The 22,220-nt window shown below is 68.3% G+C and carries 20 protein-coding genes; 11 read left to right on the top strand and 9 right to left on the bottom strand.

What is annotated here, in order from left to right:
* Window positions 1-60: 60 nt before the first annotated feature.
* The 5 genes from AC07O4_RS05690 (at window position 61) to AC07O4_RS05670 (ending at window position 3,678) form a co-directional block, all read left to right on the top strand.
* Entirely contained in the window at window positions 61-1,542 is a 1,482-nt protein-coding gene (locus tag AC07O4_RS05690) for a protein adenylyltransferase SelO (protein WP_495303962.1), read from the top strand.
* Entirely contained in the window at window positions 1,539-1,952 is a 414-nt protein-coding gene (gene msrB / locus AC07O4_RS05685) for a peptide-methionine (R)-S-oxide reductase MsrB (protein WP_070060682.1), read from the top strand. The genes AC07O4_RS05690 and msrB overlap by 4 nt, the downstream gene beginning before the upstream one ends.
* The gene (locus AC07O4_RS05680; protein WP_062471286.1) at window positions 1,949-2,488 is read left to right on the top strand and encodes a septation protein A; all 540 of its coding nucleotides are present in this window, start codon (window positions 1,949-1,951) and stop codon (window positions 2,486-2,488) included. Before msrB ends, AC07O4_RS05680 begins: the two co-directional genes overlap by 4 nt.
* Window positions 2,485-2,763 carry a BolA family protein gene (locus AC07O4_RS05675; protein ID WP_056580792.1) on the top strand — a complete coding sequence of 93 codons (279 nt, stop codon included), beginning with the start codon at window positions 2,485-2,487 and terminating at the stop codon, window positions 2,761-2,763. Before AC07O4_RS05680 ends, AC07O4_RS05675 begins: the two co-directional genes overlap by 4 nt.
* A 129-nt stretch (window positions 2,764-2,892) precedes the next feature.
* Window positions 2,893-3,678, top strand: a complete 786-nt coding sequence (locus tag AC07O4_RS05670) for a peptidylprolyl isomerase (RefSeq protein ID WP_062471282.1) — start codon at window positions 2,893-2,895, stop codon at window positions 3,676-3,678.
* Window positions 3,679-3,727: 49 nt separating this feature from the next.
* Here the strand turns inward: AC07O4_RS05670 and AC07O4_RS05665 are convergent, their stop codons facing one another.
* From AC07O4_RS05665 to AC07O4_RS05655, 3 genes are read right to left on the bottom strand one after another with little or no spacing between them, the layout of a single operon-like run.
* Complete coding sequence (locus tag AC07O4_RS05665; protein ID WP_139701590.1) at window positions 3,728-4,714, bottom strand: Bug family tripartite tricarboxylate transporter substrate binding protein; 987 nt, start codon at window positions 4,712-4,714, stop codon at window positions 3,728-3,730.
* A 37-nt stretch (window positions 4,715-4,751) separates the two neighbouring features.
* The gene (locus tag AC07O4_RS05660; RefSeq protein ID WP_495303961.1) at window positions 4,752-6,110 is read right to left on the bottom strand and encodes an amidase; all 1,359 of its coding nucleotides are present in this window, start codon (window positions 6,108-6,110) and stop codon (window positions 4,752-4,754) included.
* Between the two features lie 16 nt (window positions 6,111-6,126).
* Complete coding sequence (locus AC07O4_RS05655) at window positions 6,127-6,813, bottom strand: DUF2848 domain-containing protein (protein ID WP_495303960.1); 687 nt, start codon at window positions 6,811-6,813, stop codon at window positions 6,127-6,129.
* Between the two features lie 123 nt (window positions 6,814-6,936).
* Here AC07O4_RS05655 and AC07O4_RS05650 point away from each other — a divergent pair, with 123 nt between their 5' ends.
* Window positions 6,937-7,620 carry a GntR family transcriptional regulator gene (locus AC07O4_RS05650; protein WP_095745340.1) on the top strand — a complete coding sequence of 228 codons (684 nt, stop codon included), beginning with the start codon at window positions 6,937-6,939 and terminating at the stop codon, window positions 7,618-7,620.
* A 115-nt stretch (window positions 7,621-7,735) separates the two neighbouring features.
* On the opposite strand, the gene purL is transcribed toward AC07O4_RS05650, so the two are convergent.
* On the bottom strand, window positions 7,736-11,704 hold the full coding sequence (purL, locus tag AC07O4_RS05645; protein ID WP_495303959.1) for a phosphoribosylformylglycinamidine synthase: 3,969 nt from the start codon (window positions 11,702-11,704) through the stop codon (window positions 7,736-7,738).
* Window positions 11,705-11,861: 157 nt separating this feature from the next.
* On the opposite strand from purL, the gene map reads away from it, so the two are divergent.
* Window positions 11,862-12,686: a type I methionyl aminopeptidase gene (map, locus tag AC07O4_RS05640; protein WP_062471267.1), complete on the top strand. Its 825-nt coding sequence runs from the start codon at window positions 11,862-11,864 to the stop codon at window positions 12,684-12,686.
* Window positions 12,687-12,708: 22 nt separating this feature from the next.
* Window positions 12,709-15,318 carry a [protein-PII] uridylyltransferase gene (locus tag AC07O4_RS05635; protein ID WP_062471264.1) on the top strand — a complete coding sequence of 870 codons (2,610 nt, stop codon included), beginning with the start codon at window positions 12,709-12,711 and terminating at the stop codon, window positions 15,316-15,318.
* Window positions 15,319-15,342: 24 nt separating this feature from the next.
* Here AC07O4_RS05635 and AC07O4_RS05630 read toward each other — a convergent pair whose 3' ends face one another.
* Together AC07O4_RS05630 and AC07O4_RS05625 are read right to left on the bottom strand one after the other, a co-directional pair.
* Window positions 15,343-15,687, bottom strand: coding sequence for a hypothetical protein (locus AC07O4_RS05630; protein ID WP_095948574.1), 345 nt, complete (start codon window positions 15,685-15,687; stop codon window positions 15,343-15,345).
* Window positions 15,688-15,740: 53 nt separating this feature from the next.
* Window positions 15,741-16,373 carry a response regulator gene (locus tag AC07O4_RS05625; protein ID WP_495303958.1) on the bottom strand — a complete coding sequence of 211 codons (633 nt, stop codon included), beginning with the start codon at window positions 16,371-16,373 and terminating at the stop codon, window positions 15,741-15,743.
* A gap of 198 nt (window positions 16,374-16,571) precedes the next feature.
* Between AC07O4_RS05625 and AC07O4_RS05620 the strand changes: the two genes are divergently transcribed.
* The 3 genes from AC07O4_RS05620 to AC07O4_RS05610 all read left to right on the top strand — a co-directional run bounded on the left by AC07O4_RS05620 (window position 16,572) and on the right by AC07O4_RS05610 (window position 19,024).
* Window positions 16,572-16,814 (top strand): helix-turn-helix domain-containing protein, encoded by a 243-nt coding sequence (locus tag AC07O4_RS05620; RefSeq protein ID WP_062471259.1) that lies wholly within the window; start codon window positions 16,572-16,574, stop codon window positions 16,812-16,814.
* A 124-nt stretch (window positions 16,815-16,938) separates the two neighbouring features.
* Entirely contained in the window at window positions 16,939-18,594 is a 1,656-nt protein-coding gene (pgm, locus tag AC07O4_RS05615) for a phosphoglucomutase (alpha-D-glucose-1,6-bisphosphate-dependent) (protein ID WP_495303957.1), read from the top strand.
* Window positions 18,595-18,610: 16 nt separating this feature from the next.
* Window positions 18,611-19,024, top strand: coding sequence for a PPC domain-containing DNA-binding protein (locus AC07O4_RS05610; RefSeq protein WP_495303956.1), 414 nt, complete (start codon window positions 18,611-18,613; stop codon window positions 19,022-19,024).
* Here AC07O4_RS05610 and AC07O4_RS05605 read toward each other — a convergent pair.
* The 3 genes from AC07O4_RS05605 to AC07O4_RS05595 are packed head-to-tail and all read right to left on the bottom strand — an operon-like array spanning window position 18,979 to window position 22,072.
* Window positions 18,979-20,037 carry an amino acid ABC transporter permease gene (locus AC07O4_RS05605; RefSeq protein ID WP_495303955.1) on the bottom strand — a complete coding sequence of 353 codons (1,059 nt, stop codon included), beginning with the start codon at window positions 20,035-20,037 and terminating at the stop codon, window positions 18,979-18,981. The genes AC07O4_RS05610 and AC07O4_RS05605 overlap by 46 nt on opposite strands.
* Window positions 20,034-21,032: an amino acid ABC transporter permease gene (locus AC07O4_RS05600; RefSeq protein WP_492743211.1), complete on the bottom strand. Its 999-nt coding sequence runs from the start codon at window positions 21,030-21,032 to the stop codon at window positions 20,034-20,036. Before AC07O4_RS05600 ends, AC07O4_RS05605 begins: the two co-directional genes overlap by 4 nt.
* Entirely contained in the window at window positions 21,029-22,072 is a 1,044-nt protein-coding gene (locus tag AC07O4_RS05595; RefSeq protein WP_492743225.1) for an amino acid ABC transporter substrate-binding protein, read from the bottom strand. The genes AC07O4_RS05600 and AC07O4_RS05595 overlap by 4 nt, the downstream gene beginning before the upstream one ends.
* Window positions 22,073-22,220: the final 148 nt, after the last annotated feature.

Below are 22,220 nucleotides of genomic sequence, written 5' to 3'. Positions count from 1 at the left end.
CCCCACGCGCCCGATGGCCTCCGCGGCCAGGGGTTTCGCGCGCTGCCGGACAATCCGGGCATGAGCTTGTTAGCCGAAGACACCCCGGTCGCCGACCTGGGCCTGCGCTGGAAGCCCGGCTTCTCGACGCTGGGCCCCGCCTTTTTCACCGAACTGCGCCCCACGCCACTGTCCGACCCGTACTGGGTCGGCCACAGCGACGCCGTGGCGCGCGAGCTGGGCCTGCCGCCCGGCTGGCGCGACTCGGACACCACGCTCGCCGCCCTCACCGGCAGCCTGCCGGTCGCGGGCACGCGGCCTTTCGCCACGGTCTACAGCGGCCACCAGTTCGGCGTCTGGGCCGGGCAACTGGGCGATGGGCGCGCGATCCTGCTCGGCGAGACCGAGGGCGGGCTCGAAGTGCAGCTCAAGGGCGCGGGGCGCACGCCCTATTCGCGCGGCGGCGACGGCCGCGCCGTGCTGCGCTCGAGCATCCGCGAGTTCCTGTGCAGCGAGGCCATGCATGGCCTGGGCATTCCGACCACGCGCGCGCTGTGCGTGACGGGCTCGGACGCCCGCGTGCGCCGTGAGGAGCTGGAAAGCGCTGCCGTGGTCACCCGCGTGGCGCCCAGCTTCATCCGCTTCGGCCACTTCGAGCACTTCGCCGCCAACCAGCGCGAAGACGAGCTGCGCGCGCTGGCCGACTACGTCATCGACCGCTACTACCCCGAGTGCCGCGCCACCGCGCGCTTCAACGGCAACGCCTACGCCGCCTTCCTCGAGGCCGTGAGCGAGCGCACCGCCGCCCTGCTCGCACAGTGGCAGGCCGTGGGCTTCTGCCACGGGGTGATGAACACCGACAACATGAGCATCCTCGGGCTCACCATCGACTACGGGCCGTTCCAGTTCCTCGATGGCTTCGACCCGCGCCACATCTGCAACCACAGCGACACCCAGGGCCGCTACGCCTTCAACCAGCAACCCAACGTCGCCTACTGGAACCTGTTCTGCCTGGCGCAGGCGCTGCTGCCGCTGATCGGCGACCAGGAAATCGCCGTGGCCGCGCTGGAGTCGTACAAGACCGTGTTCCCCAACGCCTTCGAAGACCGCATGCGCGCCAAGCTGGGCCTGTCGGCGCCCGCCGAGGGCGACCGCGCGCTGATCGAGGGCGTGCTCAAGCTGATGGCCGCCGAGAAGGTCGACCACACCATCTTCTGGCGCCGCCTGTCGAACCACATGGCCGACGGCAACGTGGAGCCGGTGCGCGACCTGTTCCTCGACCGGGCCGGCTTCGATGCCTGGATGCTCTCTTTTTCGGAGCGCCATGCACAATCGCAGCGTGCCGAAGCGGCAAAATTGATGCGGCAGTCGAACCCCAAGTTCGTGCTGCGGAACCACCTGGGCCAGCAGGCCATCGAAGCCAGTCAGCAAAAGGACCATGCGGGTGTGGCAACCTTGCTGACGCTGCTCCAAACCCCATGTGAAGAACACCCCGGTGCCGACGACTACGCCGGCTTCCCGCCCGACTGGGCCTCCACGATCGAAATCAGCTGCTCCTCATGACCACGCCCGTACAGAAAACCGACGCCGAATGGAAAGCCCTGCTCGCTGAGAAGGGTGCCGAACCCGCCGCCTTCGAGGTGACGCGCCACGCCGCCACCGAACGCCCCTTCACCGGCAAGTACGAAGCCCACTGGGACGACGGCACCTACCACTGCATCTGCTGCGGCGCCAAGCTGTTCGAAGCCGCCACCAAGTTCGACGCCGGCTGCGGCTGGCCCAGCTTCTCCGAAGAAGCCGTGCCGGGCGCCATCCGCAACATCGTCGACCGTTCGCACGGCATGGTGCGCACCGAGAACGTGTGCGCCAATTGCGGCGCCCACCTGGGCCACGTGTTCCCCGACGGCCCCACCGAAACCGGCCTGCGCTACTGCATGAACTCGGCGTCGCTCGACTTCCAGAAGAAGAAATGAAACTGCTCCTCGACTTCTTTCCGATCCTGCTGTTCTTCGGCGCCTACAAGTTCGCCGACATCTACACCGCCACCGGCGTGCTGATGGCCGCCACCGTGGTGCAGATGGCCGTCATCTACGCCATGGAACGTAAGCTGCAGGCGATGCAGAAGGCCACGCTGGTGCTGATCCTGCTGTTCGGCACGCTCACGCTGGTGCTGCACGACGACCGCTTCATCAAGTGGAAGCCGACGGTGCTGTACGGCGCCATGGCCGTCGCGCTGGCCGTGGCCCTGTGGGCGCTGAAGAAGAACTTCCTGAAGATGCTGCTGGGCGCGCAGCTCGAGTTGCCCGAGCGCATCTGGGGCCGGCTCAACGTGGCGTGGATCGGTTATTGCCTCTTCATGGCGCTCATCAACGGCTACGTGGCGGCGTACTTCACGACCGAGGCCTGGGTCAACTTCAAGCTCTGGGGCTACGTGTTCCCGATCGTCTTCCTGGTGGCGCAGGGCCTGTACATCGCGCCGCACCTCAAGGAAGACAAGCCGACCGCATGACGACCACCACCATCCCCCTGCCCACCGTGGCCGCACTCGAGGCGGCGCTGCGCGCCTCGCTTTCGCCCACGCAGCTCGAAGTGATCGACGAAAGCGCCGCCCACGCGGGCCATGCGGGCGCCAACGCCGAGGGCTACGGCACGCATTTCCGGGTGCGCATCGCCTCCCCGCTGTTCGACGGAAAGCCCCGCGTGGCGCGGCATCGGCTTGTGTATGATGCCCTCCAAGTTTTTATCGCACAGGGTCTGCACGCCATCGCCATCGAGGTGCTCTGAGTCGTCCAATCGGTTGCTTGCCGCGTTCGCCGCGGCCGCCCACCCTCTCCTTCTTTTCTCCTGATTCCTGCTTTCTTTCCCGCGCCTTTTCCTACACGCGCATTTCCTCTCCAGCCTGATATTCATTTCATGAAAAAACACATCTTGCAGGCCGTTGCGGCCGCAGCGCTGATCGGTGCACTCCCCCTGTCGGCCCTGGCGCAGAACGCAGCCATCGTCAACGGCAAGCCGGTGCCCAAGGCCCGCATGGACGTCCTGGCCCAGCAGCTGGCTGCCGCCGGCCGCCCGGTGACGCCCGAGATGCAAAGCCAGCTGCGCGAGGAAATCGTGGCGCGCGAAGTGTTCATGCAGGAAGCGCAAAAGCAAGGCCTGGACGCCACCGAGGACTACAAGAACCAGCTCGAACTCGCCCGCCAGGCCATCCTGATCCGCGCGCTGTTCGAGAACTACCGCAAGACCAACGCGGTGTCCGACGCCGACGTGAAGGCCGAGTACGACAAGTTCGTGGCAGCCAACGGCGGCAAGGAATTCAAGGCCCGCCACATCCTGGTCGAGACCGAAGACCAGGCCAAGAAGATCATGGCCGACCTGAAGAAGGGCGCCAAGTTCGAAGACATCGCCAAGAAGCAGAGCAAGGACCCGGGTTCGGGCGCCAACGGCGGCGACCTCGACTGGGCCAACCCCGCCAGCTTCGTGCCCGAGTTCTCGGAAGCGATGATCAAGCTCAAGAAGGGCGAGACCACCCCTGCCCCGGTCAAGACCCAGTTCGGCTACCACATCATCCGCGTCGACGACATCCGCCAGGCCCAACTGCCGAAGCTGGAAGAAGTGAAGCCGCAGATCACGCAGCAGCTGCAACAGCAGCGCCTGCAGAAGTACCAGGAAGACCTGCGCGCGAAGGCCAAGGTCGAGTAAGCCTGCGGCCCATCGCCCAAGAAAAAGCCCCGCAACTGCGGGGCTTTTTTCATTGCGGCGTGATGTTGAAGTCTTTGACGAACCGGGCGTAGTCGTTCGACTCCTTGCGCACAAAGCTTGTGAAGTCCGCCGTCGAGCCGCCGATGACTTCCAGGCTGAGATCGGTGAACTGCTTTTGCGTGTCGGCGTTCTTGAGCAGCGCCTGCACCTGCTCGTTGAGCTTGGCGATGACCGGTGCGGGCGTTCCGGCCGGCGCCACCAGGCCGACCCAGCCCATGAAGCGGTAGCCCGGCACACCGGACTCGGCCACCGTCGGCACGTCGGGCAAGGTCGAGACGCGCTTGTCGCCCGTGACCGCCAGCGCCTTCAGCTTGCCGCTCTTGGCATAGGGCACGGCGGTCGGCGAGGTCTCGAACATCATGTCGATCTGCCCACCGACCAGGTCGGACAGCGCGGGCGCCCCGCCCTTGTACGCCACGTTGAGCAAATCGGTGCCGGTCATCTGCATGAAGCGGCGCGCGGCCACGTCCTGCGGGCCGCCCACGCCCGAGGTGCCGACGCTGAGCTTGCCGGGGTTGGCCTTGGCATAGGCCACCAGCTCGCCGACGTTCTTGAACGTCCACTTGGGATTCATGATGAGCACGTTGGGCTGGTCGGCCACGCGGATCACGGGCGCCAGGTCCTTGATCGGGTCATAGGGCAGCTTCGCGAACATGTGCCCGTTGGAGGCCAGGCCGGTGTGCACCATCAGCAAGGTGTAGCCGTCCTTGGGCGCCTTGGCGACGTAGTCCATGCCGATGTTGCCGCTGGCGCCGGGGCGGTTGTCCACCAGCACGGGCTGGCCCAGCGCCGTCGAGAGCTTCTGGCCGACCAGGCGCGCCGTCATGTCGATGCTGCCGCCCGGTGGGAACGGCACGACCATGCGGATCGGCTTGGACGGATAGGCATCCTGCGCATGGGCGGCGGGCACGATGCACGCCAGGCCGGCGGCAAGACAGGCAAGCGAGGCGAGCGGGAAACGGAAGCGCTGGGTCATGAGGTTCTCCGGAGTTTCTTGAGGGTAGGCAGACGGGTCAATCGGCGGTGGCGCGCAGGGTGCGTTCGATGTCGGCGGCCCACGCGAGCAGCGCGGCGTCGCGCATCGGCAGGCCAGCAAGGCTCAGGCCCACGGGCGCTTCGCCGGCCGCGTGGCAGGGCAAGGAGATGGCGCAGCCGTCCATGAAGTTGACGATGGAGGGGTTGCGCAGCATCGCGGCGTTGACCGCGACGTACTGCGCCTCGTCGGCTTCGAGGGCCTCGATGCGCGGCGCCACCAGCGGCACGGTCGGCATGAGCCAGCCATCGAATTCGCCCAGGCGCGCGGCCACGCGGCGCTGCCAATCGGCCCGCTGCGCCTGCAGCACGAGGTAGGCGCGCGCCGTGAAGTCCTTGCCGCGCAGGATGCGGCTGAGCACGCGCGGGTCGTAGCCGCTGCCGCTGCGTTCGATCAGCTCGGCATGCCACGCCCACGACTCGGCGGCGCTGAAGCCGCCTGCGGCATTGATGGCCGCGAGCTCGTCGAACTCGGGCACCGCCAGTTCGACCAGCTGCGCGCCGGCGGCCGAGAGGCGCTGCAGCGCGCGCTGGAAAGTTGCGGCGACGTGCGCGTCCATGCCGTCTTGCACCAGCGAGGTCGGCACCGCGAAGCGGGCCTGGCGCAGGTGCTGCGTTCGGGGCGCCTCGGACACGCCGGACAGCACCGCATCCATCGCCACGCAACCGGCCACGTCGAGCGCCATCACGCCGACCGCGTCGAGGCTGTGCGACAGCGGCACGAGCCCGGTGCCGGGCATGCGACGCGCCGTCGGCTTGAAGCCGGTGATGCCGCACAGCGCCGCCGGAATGCGCGCCGAGCCGCCGGTGTCGCTGCCGACGCTCGCGACGCACATGCCGTCGGCCACCGCCACGGCTGCGCCCGAGGACGAGCCACCGGGAATGCGCCGCTCGCCGCGCTGCCACGGATTGGCCGGCGTCCCGTAGTGCGGGTTGAGGCCGAGGCCGGAGTACGCGAACTCGGTCATGTTCGTCTTGCCGACCAGCACGGCGCCGGCCGCCAGCAGGCGCCGCACGGCCTCGGCGTCGCGCGCGGCGGGCGGCGCGTCGCGCAGCACGACGGAACCGGCGGTCGTCGTTTCGCCGGCCACGTCGAACAGGTCCTTGACCGAGACCGGCAGGCCTTCGAGCGGCGAGCGCACGACGCCGGCTTCGCGCAGGCTGTCGGAGGCGCGCGCCAGGTGCTGGGCGCGGTCTTCCAGCACGCGCGTGAAGGTGCGCGCGCCTTCGCCGGCAGGGTCGGCGATGCGTTGCAGCGCCGAGGCGGTCAGCGCGGCCGAGGTGGTGCGGCCTGCGGCCAGGTCGGCACGGGCGGCTTCGAGGGAGATCGCGGCGGGCATGTGCGGTCCTCGTGCGTCAAGCGACGATCGGCAGCGAGACCGCGCGGTATTCGTGCGCGATGCGGCGGCCCATGTGTTCGTCGACCAGCTCCATGCGAAAGCGCGCGGCCGGGCGGATGCCGCCAATGGCGCCGACGGTGCCGCAGGTCATCGCGAAGCCGTCGGCCGGTTCGCCGTCGGCCGCGGCGCAGCGCGCCAGCAGATCGGCCGGCGGACGCAGCGCGGCCAACGTGCCTTCCTGGTACAGACGCCATTCACCGCCTTCCTCGATCCACGAGCGCAGCACCAGCGTGTCCCAGCGCTCCTGCACGTCGGCCAGCCGCCAGGCGCTGCGCGCCACGGGCTTCACGCAGATCTGCTTGGACAGCGCCACGCTGTGCGCTTCCAGCGCGCGGTCGGTGTGGTCCGAGCCGATCGAGACGAAGAACTCGCCCCCGTGCAGGAACAGCAGCGGCTCGACCTCGCCCGAGGTGTCGGCCCCCACCACCTGCACGACGTCGGCCTGGCTCAGCTGCTGGGTGGCCACCCGGTAGAACAGCGGCACGGTGCTGGGCGCGGGCACGCCGAGCTCGGCGAGTTCCTCGATGTGGTGCTCGATGGCGGCGGTGTCGCGCCCGGTCCAACCGGCGATCACGAGGTGCCGGGCCTCGAAACTCAGCGTTTGCGGGGCATTCCCCTCGGGAAGTTCGAAAGACAGTTTCATGGGTGGCAGCTCGATTGAAGTTCCAGTGAAATTTCACAACGATATTACAGTGAGTCCACAGAAACTTCAAAGGGATTTCCCGCAGGTACCATCGGGGAACTCCACCATGACCCTCCCGCCCCGATGAACGCAGCCACGCCCGCCCGCAAAGCCCCCGTCCGGCGGCCCGAAGCAGCCATCTCCCTCAACGAAACCGCCTACCTGCGCCTGAAGGAAGCCCTGGTGACCCTGGCCTACAAGCCCGGGGAATACCTCAACACCGCCCAGGTGATGGAGCGGCTGGGCGTGGGCCGCACGCCGGTGAACCAGGCGCTGCACCGCCTGTCGGCCGAGGGCCTGGTCCGCATCATTCCGCGCAAGGGCGCGATGGCTTCGCCGCTGTCGATCAACGACGCGCTGGAGCTCATCGAGGTCCGGCTGGTGAACGAGGTGCTGTGCATGCGCCTGGCCGCGGCGGCCATCACCGAGGCCGAGCTGGCCGAGCTGCAGGCCATCGCCGAGCAGTTCGAAGCGGCCGCGCAGCGGCGCGATGCGATGTCGGTGATGAACCTGGACCGCCTCTTCCACGAAAAGATCGCAGCGGCGGCGCGCAACGCGATGCTGCAGGACATCCTGAGCGTGCTGCACGCACGCTCGCAGCGCTTCTGGGCGATCTCACTGGCCGCCGAGGGACATCTGGCCGAGGTGATCGAAGAGCACCGCACCATCGTCGCCACGCTGCAGCGGCATGACGCCGATGCAGCGGCCGAAGCGGCGAAGACGCATGTGCTGTCGTTCAAGGCGTCGATGCTGAACAGCCAGCGTTGATCGACGGCGCCTCAGGCGCATCAATTCCCATGAAAAAATGCCCTCCAGACCCGAGCCTGGAGGGCATTTTTCGTTGACTGTCGTCAGGCCGCCTGCACGGCCCGACTTCGGTCGATCAACCCACCCACTTGCGCGCGTTGCGCCAGATCTGCATCCACGGGCTCAGGTCGCTCTTGTCGCCCGAGGTCCAGCTCATCTGGATGTTGCGGAACACGCGCTCCGGGTGCGGCATCACGGCGGTGAAGCGGCCGTCCGGCGTGGTGACCGAGGTCAGCCCACCCGCGCTGCCGTTCGGGTTGAACGGGTACTGCTCGGTCGGCTGGCCGTGGTTGTCCACGAAGCGCATCGCGCCGATGGCCTTGGCCGCGTCGCCGCGGTGCTTGAAATTGGCGTAGCCCTCGCCGTGCGCCACCGCGATCGGCAGGCGGCTGCCGGCCATGCCCGCGAAGAAGATGCTGGGCGACTCGAGCACCTCGACCATCGACAGGCGCGCCTCGAAACGCTCGCTCTGGTTGGTGGTGAAGCGCGGCCAGGCTTCGGCGCCCGGGATGATGTCGGCCAGTTCGGCAAACATCTGGCAGCCGTTGCACACGCCCAGCCCGAAGGTGTCGGCGCGACCGAAGAAGGTCTTGAACTGCTCGGCCAGCTTCGGGTTGAAGGTGATGCTGCGCGCCCAGCCGATGCCCGCGCCCAGCGTGTCGCCGTAGCTGAAGCCGCCGCAGGCGACCACGCCCTTGAACGCGGCCAAGTCCGCCCTGCCCGTCTGCAGGTCGGTCATGTGGACGTCGAAGGCCTCGAAGCCGGCTTCGGTGAAGGCATAGGCCATCTCGACATGCGAGTTGACGCCCTGCTCGCGCAGGATCGCGACCTTGGGGCGCGACTGCAGGATGGCCGGTGCCACCGGGGCGTTCGGCAGGAACACGTGCATGCCCGGGTCGTTCGGCACGCCGGCCGCGGCGTGCTCGGCATCGGCGCAGGCGGGGTTGTCGCGCTCGCGGGCGATCTTCCAGCTGACCGAATCCCAGACCTGGTGCAGGTCGTGCAGCGAGGCGCTGAACACCGACTTGGCATCGCGCCAGACTTCGAGCTTGCCCTTGCCGGCGTCCATGGCCGAGCTGGCCGGGCGCGTCTTGCCGACGAAGTGGCTGTGCGTGCTCAGGCCATGGGCGCGCAGCACCTGCATGACGTCGTTGCGCTCGGCGGTGCGCACCTGCAGCACCATGCCCAGCTCTTCGTTGAACAGCGCCTTGAGCGTGAGCTCTTCGCGGCGCGCGCTGACCTGCTGCGCCCAGTTCTTGGCGTCGCCGGTTTCCATGCGGCTGTCGGAAATGCCGTCGCCTTCGGTGACGAGCATGTCGACGTTCAGCGCCACGCCGACATGGCCGGCAAAGGCCATTTCGCAGGCGGTGGCGAACAGGCCGCCGTCGCTGCGGTCGTGCATCGCGAGGATCTTGCCGTCGGCGCGCAGCGCGTTCACGGCGTTGACCAGCGCGACCAGCTGCGCCGGGTCGTCGAGGTCGGGCACGATGTCGCCGCTCTGGTTCAGCGTCTGCGACAGGATGCTGCCGGCCATGCGGTGCTGGCCACGGCCGAGGTCGATGAGCACCAGCGTGGTGTCGTCTTCGGTCGCGTCGAGCTGCGGCGTGAGCGTGCCGCGCACGTCGGCCAGCGAGGCGAAGGCGGTGACGATCAGGCTGACCGGCGACGTGACCTTCTTGGCTTCGCCATCGTCCTTCCACTGCGTGCGCATCGACAGCGAATCCTTGCCGACCGGAATCGACACGCCCAGGGCCGGGCACAGTTCCAGGCCCACGGCCTTCACGGTCTCGTACAGCGCGGCGTCTTCGCCGGGCTCGCCGCAGGCGGCCATCCAGTTGGCCGACAGCTTGAGGCGTGAGAGTTCGATCGGCGCGGCCAGCAGGTTGGTGATGGCCTCGGCCACGGCCATACGGCCCGAGGCCGGCGCGTCGAGCGCGGCCAGCGGCGTGCGCTCGCCCATGCTCATCGCCTCACCCGCGAAGCCCTTGTAGTCGGCCAGCGTCACGGCGCAATCGGCCACGGGCACCTGCCACGGACCGACCATCTGGTCGCGGTGCGTCAGGCCGCCCACGCTGCGGTCGCCGATGGTGATGAGGAAGCGCTTCGAAGCCACGGTCGGGTGCGCGAGCACGTCGATGGCGGCCTTCTGCAGGTCGACGCCCGTGAGGTCGAGCGGCTTGAAGCTGCGGGCGACGGTCTTCACGTCGCGGTGCATCTTGGGCGGCTTGCCCAGCAGCACGTCCATGGGCATGTCGACCGGCTGCACCGCCGCGCCTTCGTCGGCCACCAGCAGCTGGCGCTCTTCGGTCGCCACGCCGACCACCGAGAACGGGCAGCGCTCGCGCTCGCAGAAGGCCTTGAACTGCTCAAGCGACTCCGGCGCGATGGCCAGCACGTAGCGCTCCTGGCTCTCGTTGCACCAGATTTCCTTGGGGGCCATGCCCGACTCTTCGAGCGGCACGGCGCGCAGGTCGAAGCGCGCGCCGCGGCCGGCGTCGTTGGTCAGTTCGGGGAAGGCATTGCTCAGGCCGCCCGCGCCCACGTCGTGGATCGCCAGGATCGGGTTGGCCGCGCCCTGCTGCCAGCAGTGGTTGATGACCTCCTGCGCACGGCGTTCGATCTCGGGGTTGCCGCGCTGCACCGAGTCGAAGTCGAGCTCGGCCGCATTGGCGCCGGTCGCCATCGAGCTGGCGGCGCTGCCGCCCATGCCGATGCGCATGCCGGGGCCGCCGAGCTGGATCAGCAGCGAGCCGGCCGGGAACTGGATCTTCTTGGTCTGGGTAGCGTCGATGCTGCCCAGGCCGCCCGCGATCATGATGGGCTTGTGGTAGCCGCGCTGCACGGTATCAAGGTCGCTCGCCACGGCCTGTTCGTATTCGCGGAAGTAGCCCAGCAGGTTGGGACGGCCGAATTCGTTGTTGAACGCGGCGCCGCCCAGCGGGCCCTCGGTCATGATCTGCAGCGGGCTCGCGATGTGCTCGGGCTTGCCGTAGTGGCCGTCTTCGGGCCAAAGCTTGGAAACCGTGAAGCCGGTCAGGCCGGCCTTGGGCTTGGAGCCGCGGCCGGTGGCGCCTTCGTCGCGGATCTCGCCGCCCGCGCCGGTCGAGGCGCCCGGGAACGGGGAAATGGCCGTCGGGTGGTTGTGCGTCTCGACCTTCATCAGCACATGGCTCAGGGCGCTATCTTTTTGATAGCTCTGCGAGCCGTTCGCCGGAATGAAGCGCTCGATGGTCGCGCCTTCCATCACCGAGGCGTTGTCCGCATAGGCGATCACCGTGTGTTGCGGGTTCTGCTTCTCGGTGTGGCGGATCATCGAGAACAGGCTCTGCGGCTGGGCCACGCCGTCGATGGTGAAGTTGGCGTTGAAGATCTTGTGGCGGCAGTGCTCGCTGTTGGCCTGCGCGAACATCATCAGTTCGACGTCGCTGGGGTTGCGGCCCAGGCGGGTGAAGGCTTCGACGAGGTAGTCGATTTCGTCTTCCGCCAGCGCCAGGCCGAAGCCGGTATTGGCCGCCACCAGGGCGTCGCGCCCGCCCGTTTGCACGTCGACCTGCGCCATCGGCTGGGCCGGCAGTTCGCTGAACAGGCTGGCCGCCTGCTCGACCGCGGCGAGCACCGATTCGGTCATGCGGTCATGCAGCGGGCCGGCCACGGCGGCCAGGGCGTCGCCCTCGAGCACGGGGGCCTTGCCGATCAGCGGCGCCTTCAGCTTCAGGTGGTACTGGGTGACGCGCTCCACGCGGCGCAGTGCCAGGCCGCAGTTGTGGGCGATGTCGGTTGCCTTGGAGGCCCAGGGCGACACGGTGCCCAGGCGGGGCGTGACGACCACCGAGGCGCTCGCCTTGGCCGCCGGGGCCTCGAAGGGCTCGCCGTAGGTCAGCAGCGCGGCAAAGCGCTCGCGTTCGGCGTCGCCCAGCGACGCATCGGTGACCACCAGGTGCACGAAACGGGCCGAAATGCCCTCGATGCGTGGCTCGATGGCCTGCAGCTTCGGCAGCAGTTGCCGCGCACGGAAGTCGCTGAGTGCGCTGCCGCCCTCGAACATGGTTACGACAGGAAGGGCTTGAGGTGCGGGCTGCGTCACGGTCGATGGAGGGCCTCGGGGGCCGCGTTGGGAATCAAGGAATCGAGGCGGAGGCCGCTGACTGGGGTCATCCGCGTTAACCCGGAATTTTAGCTTGCCGAATGGGATAATTCGGGGCATGAGCATTACCTACAAAGACGCCGCAGGCATCGAAGCCATGCGGGTCGCCTGCCGCCTCGGGTCCGAGGTGCTGGACTACCTCACGCCCTTCATCAAGCCCGGCATCACGACCAACGACGTGGACCGCCTGGCCGCCGAGTACATGGTCAAACAGGGCACCACCTCGGCCACGGTGGGCTACATGGGCGCCAGCAGCGTGCCGTTCCCGAAGTCGCTGTGCACCTCGGTGAACCACGTGGTGTGCCACGGCATCCCCAATGACAAGCCCCTGAAGAAGGGCGACATCATGAACGTCGACGTCACCGTCATCAAGGACGGCTGGTTCGGCGACAACAGCCGCATGTTCGTGATCGGCGACGCCTCCATTGCCGCCAAGCGCCTGTGCAACGTCACCTTCGAGGCCATGTGGCACGGCATCCTGCAGGTGCGCCCCGGCGCTCACCTGGGCGACGTGGGCCATGCGATCCAGAAGTTCGCCGAGGGCCAGGGCTTCTCGATCGTGCGCGAGTTCTGCGGCCACGGCGTGGGCCAGCGCTTCCACGAAGAACCCCAGGTGCTGCACTACGGCCGCCCGGGCACCATGGAAGAGCTCAAGCCCGGCATGATCTTCACCATCGAGCCGATGATCAACGCCGGCAAGCGCGACGTGAAGGAAGACTTCAAGGGCGGCCAGTACGACGGCTGGACCATCGTCACGCGCGACCATTCGCTGTCGGCCCAGTGGGAGCACACGGTGCTCGTCACCGAGACCGGCTACGAGGTGCTGACGCTCTCCGAAGGCAGCCCGCCGCTGCCGGCCTTCGTCACCTCCACCAAAACCTGACGCGCCCCAGCGCGCCCCCGCCGTGATCGAAGCAGCCAAGATCGACGTGGCGACGCTGCGCGAAGCCTATCGCGCGAAAAAGCTCGCCCTTTTCGACACCCTGCGCTTCGCACGCGCGCCCACCCGCAGCGTCCACACGGTGCTGCGCCAGCTCTCGGCGCTGGCCGACCAGACGCTCACGGCGCTGTGGAACGAGGCCGGCTTCGGCGACGCCTTCGCGCTGGCCGCGGTGGGCGGCTACGGGCGCGGCGAGCTGTTTCCGTACTCCGACGTCGACGTGCTGCTGCTGCTGCCGCCCGAAGGCCAGGACAGCGGCGTCGAGCCGGCCCGCATCGAGGCCTTCATCGGCCAGTGCTGGGACGCCGGCCTCGAGATTGGCTCCAGCGTGCGCACGCTCGAGGAGTGCCTGGACGAGGCCGCCAAGGACATCACGGTCCAGACCTCGCTGCTCGAATCGCGCCTGATCACGGGCGACAAGAAGCTCTTTGCGGCCTTCCGCCGCCGCTTCACCCAGGCCATCGATCCGCAGGCCTTCTTCGTGGCCAAGTCGCAGGAAATGCGGCACCGCCACCAGAAGTTCGACAACACGCCCTACGCGCTCGAACCCAACTGCAAGGAATCGCCCGGCGGCCTGCGCGACCTGCAGACCATCCTGTGGATGAGCAAGGCCGCCGGCTTCGGCAGCCGCTGGGACGACCTGGCCAAGAACGGCCTGGCCACGCCCTTCGAGGCGCAGCAGATCAAGCGCAACGAGGCCCTGCTCTCGCTCATCCGCGCCCGCCTGCACGTGATCGCCAACCGGCGCGAAGACCGACTGGTGTTCGACCTGCAGACCGCCGTGGCCGCGAGCTTCGGCTACGAGAGCGAGTCGCAGCGCAAGTCGAGCGAAGCGCTGATGCGTCGCTACTACTGGGCGGCCAAGGCGGTGTCGCAGCTCAACCAGATCCTGCTGCTCAATATTTCCGAGCGGCTGCAGCCCATCGACGAGCAGCCCACGACGATCAACGAGCGTTTCTACGAACGCGCCGGCCTGATCGAGATCGCCAGCGACGACCTGTACGAGCGCGAGCCGCATGCGGTGCTCGAGACCTTCCTGCTGTACCAGAAGACCATCGGCGTGAAGGGCCTGTCGGCGCGCACGCTGCGCGCGCTGTACAACGCGCGCCACGTCATGGACAGCAAGTTCCGCAACGACCCGGTCAACCACGTGACCTTCATGCGGATCCTGCAGCAACCCTACGGCATCACGCATGCCTTCCGGCTCATGAACCAGACCTCGGTGCTGGGACGCTACCTGCGCGTGTTCCGCAGCATCGTGGGGCAGATGCAGCACGACCTGTTCCATGTGTACACGGTCGACCAGCACATCCTGATGGTGCTGCGCAACGTGCGCCGCTTCTTCATCGCCGAGCATGCGCACGAGTACCCGGGCTGCTCGCAGCTCGCGGCCGGCTGGGACAAGCCCTGGATCCTCTACGTCGCCGCCCTCTTCCACGACATCGCCAAGGGCCGCGGCGGCGACCACTCCACGCTCGGCGCGCGCGACGTGCAGCGCTTCTGCAAGCAGCACGGCATTGCGCGTGAAGACGCCAAGCTCATCGAATTCCTCGTGGCCGAGCACCTGGTGATGAGCCAGGTCGCGCAGAAGCAGGACCTGGGCGACCCCGAGGTCATCGGCGCTTTTGCCAAGCGCGTGGGCAACGAGCGTTACCTCACGGCGCTGTACCTGCTGACGGTGGCCGACATCCGCGGCACCTCGCCGCGCGTGTGGAATGCCTGGAAAGGCAAGCTGCTCGAAGACCTGTATCGCTTCACGCTGCGCGCCCTGGGCGGGCGCATGCCCGACCCGGACGCCGAGGTCGAGGCCCGCAAGCGCGAGGCGCTGGTGCAGCTGGCCCTGCACGCCCAGCGCTTCGAGGCGCACAAGGCGCTGTGGGACACGCTCGACGTCGGCTACTTCATGCGCCACGACGCCACCGAGATCGCCTGGCACGCCAAGCAGCTGTCGCGCTTCGTGCCGCCGAAGAACGTGCCCATCGACCCGAAGGCCCTGCCCATCGTGCGCGCGCACCTGTCGCCGGTGGGCGAAGGGCTGCAGGTGGTGGTCTACACGCCCGACCAGTCCGACCTGTTCGCACGCATCTGCGGCTATTTCGACCAGGCGTCGTTCAGCATCCTCGACGCCAAGGTCCACACCACGAGCAACGGCTACGCGCTCGACACCTTCCAGGTGGTGACGACCTTCCAGCCCGACCACTACCGCGACCTGATCAGCATGGTCGAGACCGGCCTGGCGCAAACGCTCACCGAAGCCGGCGCCCTGCCCGCCCCCAGCATGGGGCGCGTGTCACGCCGGGTACGCAGTTTTCCGATCAAGCCACGCATCAGCCTCGTGCCCGACGACAAGGCGCAGCGCTGGCTGCTCAGCATCTCGGCCAGCGACCGTGCGGGCCTGTTGTATTCGGTGGCGCGCGTGCTCGCGCGGCATCACCTGAACCTGCAGCTGGCGAAGGTGACGACCCTGGGCGAACGGGTGGAAGACACCTTCCTGATCAGCGGGCCGGAACTGCAAGGCCAGAAGACGCAGCTGGCCATCGAGACCGACCTGATGGAGGCACTGGCCTCCCAGTGAGGCCGCGGACTTGGCGGGTGCGGCTCAGCCGCAGTACGCGCCGAGGATGCGACCCGTGGGATCGACCTGTGCATTCAGACGCGTCGCGTCCTGCGCCGGGTCGGCCGGCGCCGTGGCCGGCACGGTGCGGGCGGTTTTCGCGCCGGCGCGCTGGCGCATCTCCTCCAGCAAGGGGCGGGTTGCTTGCATGCCGAGCGCAAAGCGCACTTCCGGCGCCTGGCAACTCTCGGGCGGTGGCGCGAAGCTCGGCGGCGCCGGCACTTCGGAGGTGAGCGGCCGGTCCTTGGGCGGGGCCTCGCAGCCCGCGAGCACCACAGCCAGGGCCGCAGCCGTCAGAAGAAACCCGTGCCGGCCAAACGTCATGCGCATCTTGTCTTGCTCCTTGAAACCAGCCTGAAGCTTAGCCGCCCGCGGTGGCCCGCTCATGACCCCTTGCGCTGCAGCGGAGACAACAGTCCCAGGCGGATGCCCGTGATCACGGCCTCGGTGCGATTGTGCACACCCAGTGCCTGGAACAAGGTGCCGATGTACTCCTTCACCGTGTGCTCGGACAGGCCGAGCTCGCGCGCGATCGACTTGGTCGGCAGCCCGCGCGCCAAGCCGTGCAGCGTGTCGGTCTGGCGCGGGCTGAGCGTCGGCCTGGCGGTGCTCTTCGGCCCCGCGTGCAGGATTTCCTGCGGCAGGTAGACCTCCCCTGCCAGCACGGTCTCGAGGGCCTGCTTGAGGAAGTCGGCCGGCATGGTCTTGGGCACGAAGCTCATGGCGCCCGCCTCCAGGCAGCCACGGATGATGTCTACATCGGTCGAGGCCGACACCACCACGACCGCGATGTCGTGCGCCATGGCCCTCAGACGCACCAGTGCGTCCAGGCCGTACTCACCCTTGAGCTCGAGGTCCAGCAAGCAGAGGTCCAGGTCGGGATGGCGCAGCCCCAGAGCGCAGGCTTCGTCGACCGTGGCGGCCTCGAAGATCTCGATACTGCAACCCGTGTTCTCCAGCAGCATGCGTAGACCGGCGCGAAACAACGCGTGATCGTCCAGCAACATCACTTTCATGGCACACCCCCTTCGGCCTTTCTGGCCGATATGCACCCTCATTCTGACGCTGGTGCTCACGGGTGCAGCCGCCGCGCGTCGGAACTAGATCACCCTCCACGCAAAAAACTACCAGCCCCTGCGAAGGAGGGGTTGGGTGCCTGGCGCGTTTCGAGGAAATTCAGAGCCGACCGCTGTTGTCGCCAAAGGGGGCCGACCATGAACGCCAGCTTTCAAGACCGCCTGATCTCGCTCGTCGCCGGATCGCAGCCTCAATGGAAATCCGAGCTCGCCCGACAGTGCGGCGTCAGCGCCCCCACCGTGATCCGCTGGCTCACCGACCGCCACAGTTGTGCCGGCACTCTGCACCTGCATGCGATCGCCGCGTACTTCGAAGTGCCGGCCCGGTGGCTGGCCACGGGCGACGGCCCGGAGCGGGTGCGCACGCGGCGCTCACATTGAAAGGGTTGTAAGCGAAGCTCTGCGAACGAGCGCGCAGGCGGCAAGCCGCCCCCGGCCATGGCGTATGCTGAAAGGCCGCGCACGGCACCGCCGGCGCGCTCCTCTTTCATCACCCGCTTTCGACATGAGCACCTCTTCCCATCCCCTCGCGGGCCAGCCGGCCCCGTCTGATCTGCTGGTGGACGTGCCGCGCCTCGTCTCGGCCTACTACACCGGCCGCCCCGACCCGGCTGTACCCAGCCAGCGCGTGGCCTTCGGCACCTCGGGGCATCGCGGCTCCTCGTTCGACGATGCGTTCAACGAATGGCATGTGCTGGCGATCAGCCAGGCCATCTGTGACTACCGCAAACAGCAAGGCATCGACGGTCCGCTGTTCCTGGGCATCGACACGCACGCGCTGTCCACACCCGCCTTCGCCAGCGCGGTCGAGGTGCTGGCGGCCAACGGCGTCGAGCTGATGCTGTCGAAGGACGACGAGTACACGCCCACGCCGGCCGTGTCGCACGCCATCCTGGTCTACAACCGCGGACGCACCAGCGGCCTGGCCGACGGCATCGTGATCACGCCTTCGCACAACCCGCCCGAGAGCGGCGGCTTCAAATACAACCCGCCCAACGGCGGCCCCGCAGGCACCGACATCACCTCCGCGGTCGAAGCCGCCGCCAACAAGATGCTGGCGAACAAGCTCGAAGGTGTGAAACGCATGCCGCTGGCGCAGGCGCTGAAGGCGTCCACCACGCACCGCCACGACTACCTGAACACCTACGTCGAAGACCTGGCCCAGGTGCTCGACATGGACGCGATCCGCGGCGGCACCATCGACCTCGGTGTCGACCCGTTGGGCGGAGCCGGCGTGCACTACTGGCCCGCCATTGCTGCGCGCTACAAGCTCCAGCGCCTGAACGTGCTGAGCCAGGCGGTCGACCCGACCTTCCGCTTCATGTCGCTCGACTGGGACGGCCGCATCCGCATGGACCCGTCGTCGCCCGACGCGATGCACGGGCTGGTCGCGCTGAAAGACCGCTTCGGCATCGCCTTTGCCTGCGACACCGACCACGACCGCCACGGCGTGGTCACGCGCAGCGCGGGCTTGATGCAGCCGAACAACTACCTCGCGGTGATGGTCGACTACCTCTTCACGCACCGCCCGCACTGGCCGGCGCAGGCAGCCGTCGGCAAGACGGTGGTCAGCAGCCGCATGATCGACCGCGTGGCGGCGCGGCTGGGCCGCCCGCTGTACGAGGTGCCCGTGGGCTTCAAGTGGTTCGTCGACGGCCTGGTGGACGGCTCGCTGGGCTTCGGGGGCGAGGAAAGCGCGGGCGCCACCTTCCTGCGCCACGACGGCAGCGCGTGGACCACCGACAAGGACGGCATCGTGCCCGCCCTGCTCTCGGCCGAGATCGCCGCGCGCACGGGTCGCGACCCCGGCGAGCGCTTCAACGAGCTGACGCAGGCACTGGGGCGCCCCGTGTCCGACCGCGTGGACGCGCCCGCCACGCCCGAGCAGAAAAAACGCCTGTCGGCCCTGTCGCCGCAGCAGATCACCTCGACCACGCTGGCGGGAGAGAAGATCGAGAACGTGCTGAGCCACGCCCCGGGCAACGGCGCGGCCATCGGCGGCGTGAAGGTCGTCACCGAGAACGGCTGGTTCGCCGCGCGGCCTTCGGGCACGGAGAACATCTACAAGATCTACGGCGAGAGCTTCCTCGGCGACGACCACCTCGCACGCATCCTCGGCGAGGCGCAGCAGGTGGTCGACAAGGCGTTGTCGACGAGCTGACGCGAGGCGCACGCGCATGGACACGCTGGTGCTGCGGCTGCAACCGGGCGACGACCTGCGCGCGGCGCTCGACGCCGTGCTGACGCAAGCCGGCATCGGCGACGCGGCCTTCGTGGTCTCGGGCATCGGCAGCCTGCGCGGCGCGAGCATCCGTTTCGCAGGCGCAGAGACGGCGACGCGGATCGAAGGCGACCTTGAAATCCTCACGCTCGCCGGCACGCTGTCGCCCGACGGCTCGCACCTGCATCTCAGCGTGTCGGACGGCGCCGGCCGGGTGTCGGGCGGCCATGCCGCGCCGGGCTGCGTGGTGCGCACCACCGCCGAGATCCTCGTCGCGGTGCTGCCCGAGTGGCGCTTCTCGCGCGAGCCCGATGCGCAGACCGGCTACGCCGAGCTGGTGCCCAGGCGCCGCTCGAGCCAGACGCTGTAGCGCGACAGCCCGAAGCACAGCAGCCAGTAGACGGCGGCCACGAACAGGTAGCCCTCGAGGTAGAACGGCCGCCAGACCGGATCGCCACCCAGCGCCAGGCCGAGTGCGCCGGTCAGCTCGAACAGACCGACGACGGTGACCAGCGAGGTGTCCTTCAGCGTGCCGACCACGCTGTTGGTCAGCGCCGGCACCACGAGGCGCAGCGCCTGCGGTAGCACGATGTCGCGCTGCACCGGCCAGCGGCCGAAGCCCAGCGCCATCGCCACCTCGGTCTGCCCGCGCGGCACGGCCTGCAGGCCGCCGCGGATGATCTCCGCCAGATACGCCGCGACAAACAGCGTGAGGCCCATCAGCACGCGCACCAGCACGTCGGGCTGCCAGCCCGCGGGCCACAGCAGCGGCAGCAGGAACGAGGCCATGAACAGCACCGAGATCAGCGGCACGCCGCGCACCAGTTCGATGTAGCTCGCGCTCAGCGTGCGCACCACGGGCCATTCGGAGCGCCGCCCCATCGCGAGCAGCAGCGCCAGCGGAAAGGCCAGCGCCAGCCCGACCACCGCGAGCCCGATGGTGAGCGGCAGGCCGCCCCAGCGGCTGGTCGGCACCACGCTCAGCCCGGCCACGCCGCCGTGCATCAATCCGACGAACATCAGCAAGGCCACGCCCCACAAGGGCGCCAGCCACCAGCGCCAGCTGCGCGGCCAGGCGCTGAGCACCGTCACCGCGGACAGCACGACGACAGCGACAGCCGGGCGCCATTGCTCTTCGTACGGAAAACGCCCGAAGAGCATGGGCCGCCACTTCTCGGCCACCACGCCCCAGCAGGCGCCATGCTGCACCGCGCGGCACGCGTCGGCGTCGGGGCGGAACACGGCGTGCACCACACCCCACTCGAACGCGTGGAAGCCGGCCCAGGCCAGCAGGCCCAGCAGAAGCACCGTGGCCAGCGCGCGCAGCGGCGAACCCCACAGCTCGCTGCGCCACGCGATGGGGCCTTGCGCGACGTTTCTCATCGCCAGCCTCGCAGCGCGACGCGCGCGTTGTAGCGGTTCATGCCGAAGGAGATCACGAGCGACAGCAGCAGGTACACCGCCATGATGATCGCGATGCACTCGAAGGCGCGCCCGTTCGAGCCGATGGTGGTGTTGGCCACCGACACCAGCTCCGGATAGCCCACGGCCACGGCGAGCGACGAGTTCTTGGTGAGGCTCAGCAGCTGGTTGGTGAGCGAGGGCACGATCACGCGCAGCGCCTGCGGCAGGATCACGATGCGCAGTTGCTGCACCGACGACAGGCCCAGCGCCTGCCCCGCCAGCACCTGCCCCTGCGAGACCGAGAGGATGCCGGCGCGCACGATCTCGGCGACGAAGGCCGCCGAGTACAGCGACAACCCGGCGACGATGGTCACGTACTCCGGACTCAGCGCGGCGCCGCCGCTCACGCCGAAGTCACCGCGCTCGGGCCATTCGAAATGCGTGGGCCACCCGCCGCCCTCGCCCGCCACGGGCCAGGGCACGCTGAGCCCGCCCTTGCTGAGCCACACGCCCGGCAACAGGTGCACGGGCTCGGTCGGGTCGGGCAGCAGGTTGGCCATCGCGAACGCCAGCATCAGCAACTGCACCAGCAGCGGCACGTTGCGCAGCAGCTCCACGTACGCGGTGCAGATGCCGCGCAGCAGCACGTGCGGCGCGAGCCGACCGATGCCGATCAGCGTGCCGAGCACCACCGCGAAGATGACCGCCGGCACGGCCGCGCGCACGGTGTTGATCAGGCCCGCGAGGAAGGCGCGCCACGACGGCTGGCTGGCATCGAAGTCGAGCCAGCCTTCGCTGATCGAGAAGCCCGCGGGCTCGGTGAGGAAGTCGAAGCCCGAACGCACGCCGCGTGCGCGCAGCACCTCGAGCGCATGGTTCACCACCCAGAAGGCACCGGCCACGACGGCCAGCACCAAGAGGGCCTGCACGAGCCAAGCCAGCCAGGCGCCGCGGCGCGAGGCCTGGCGGCTCATCTAACGGGTGGTGCGTAGATCAGGCCGCCCTTGCTCCACAAATTATTGGAGCCGCGCGGCAGCTTGAGCACCGACTTCGGTCCGACGTTGCGCTCGAACATTTCGCCGTAGTTACCCACGGCCTTGATGGCGCGGTACGACCAGTCCTTGTCGAGACCGAGCAGCTTGCCGAGGTCTTCACCGGCGCCGAGCAGGCGCTGCTGCGCCGGGTCCTTGCTGCCGGCCTTGAGCTGGTCGGCATTGGCCTGCGTGACGCCGAACTCTTCCGCCTCGATGAGCGCGTTGGGCACCCACTTGGCGATGGCGAACCACTCGTCGTCGCCACGGCGCACCAGCGGTGCGAGCGGTTCCTTGGAGATCAGCTCGGGCAGGATGAGGTAGTCGTCGGGGTTCGGCGCTTCCTTGTTGCGCAGGCCGGCCAGCGCCGAGGCGTCGGTGGTGAAGGCCTGGCAGCGGCCCGAGAAGAAGGCCTTGAACGAGGCCTCGAAGCTCTCGAACACGACGGTCTTCACCGGGATGTTCTGCGCGCGGAAGTAGTCCGACACGTTCTTCTCGTTGGTGGTGCCCGACTGCGTGCAGATGGTGGCGTTCTTGAGCTGCTTGGCGCTCGTCACCTTGAGCTTCTTGGGCACCAGGAAGCCCTGGCCGTCGTAGTAGGTGATGGTGGTGAAGTTGAAGCCCAGCGAGGCGTCGCGCGTGAGCGTCCAGGTGGTGTTGCGCGCGAGGATGTCGATCTCGCCGGCCTGCAGCGCCGAGAAGCGCTGCTGCGAATTCAGCGGCACGAAGTCGACCTTCTTGGGATCGCCCAGCACGGCCGCGGCGATGGCGCGGCAGGTGTCAACGTCCAGGCCCGACCAGTTGCCCTGCGTGTCGGGGGCCGAGAAACCGGCCACGCCGTTGGTCACGCCGCACTTGACGGTGCCGCGCTGCTTGACCGCGTCGAGCGTCTTGCCGGCGAAGGCCGGGGCCGTGGCGGCCAGCGCAAGAACGGAGGCAGCGGCGAGCAGTGCCGGGCGGAATCGGGTGCTTGTCTTCTTCATCATCATTGGTGTGTGCTCCTCAACAGTAGGCAAAAGGCAGTGTACGGGGCGATGCAGGCCGCCGACAAAGAACCCTGCGTTGGATACATATGTCGATCCGCTCGCGGGCGATCGGTTGGCGGCGCGGCCAGTTTCACTACCATACGGC

The sequence above is a fragment of the Variovorax sp. GW821-FHT09D04 genome, from assembly GCF_059416405.1.
Note: the sequence above shows the minus strand (reverse complement) of the source record. Positions and strands in the feature narration are given on the sequence as shown.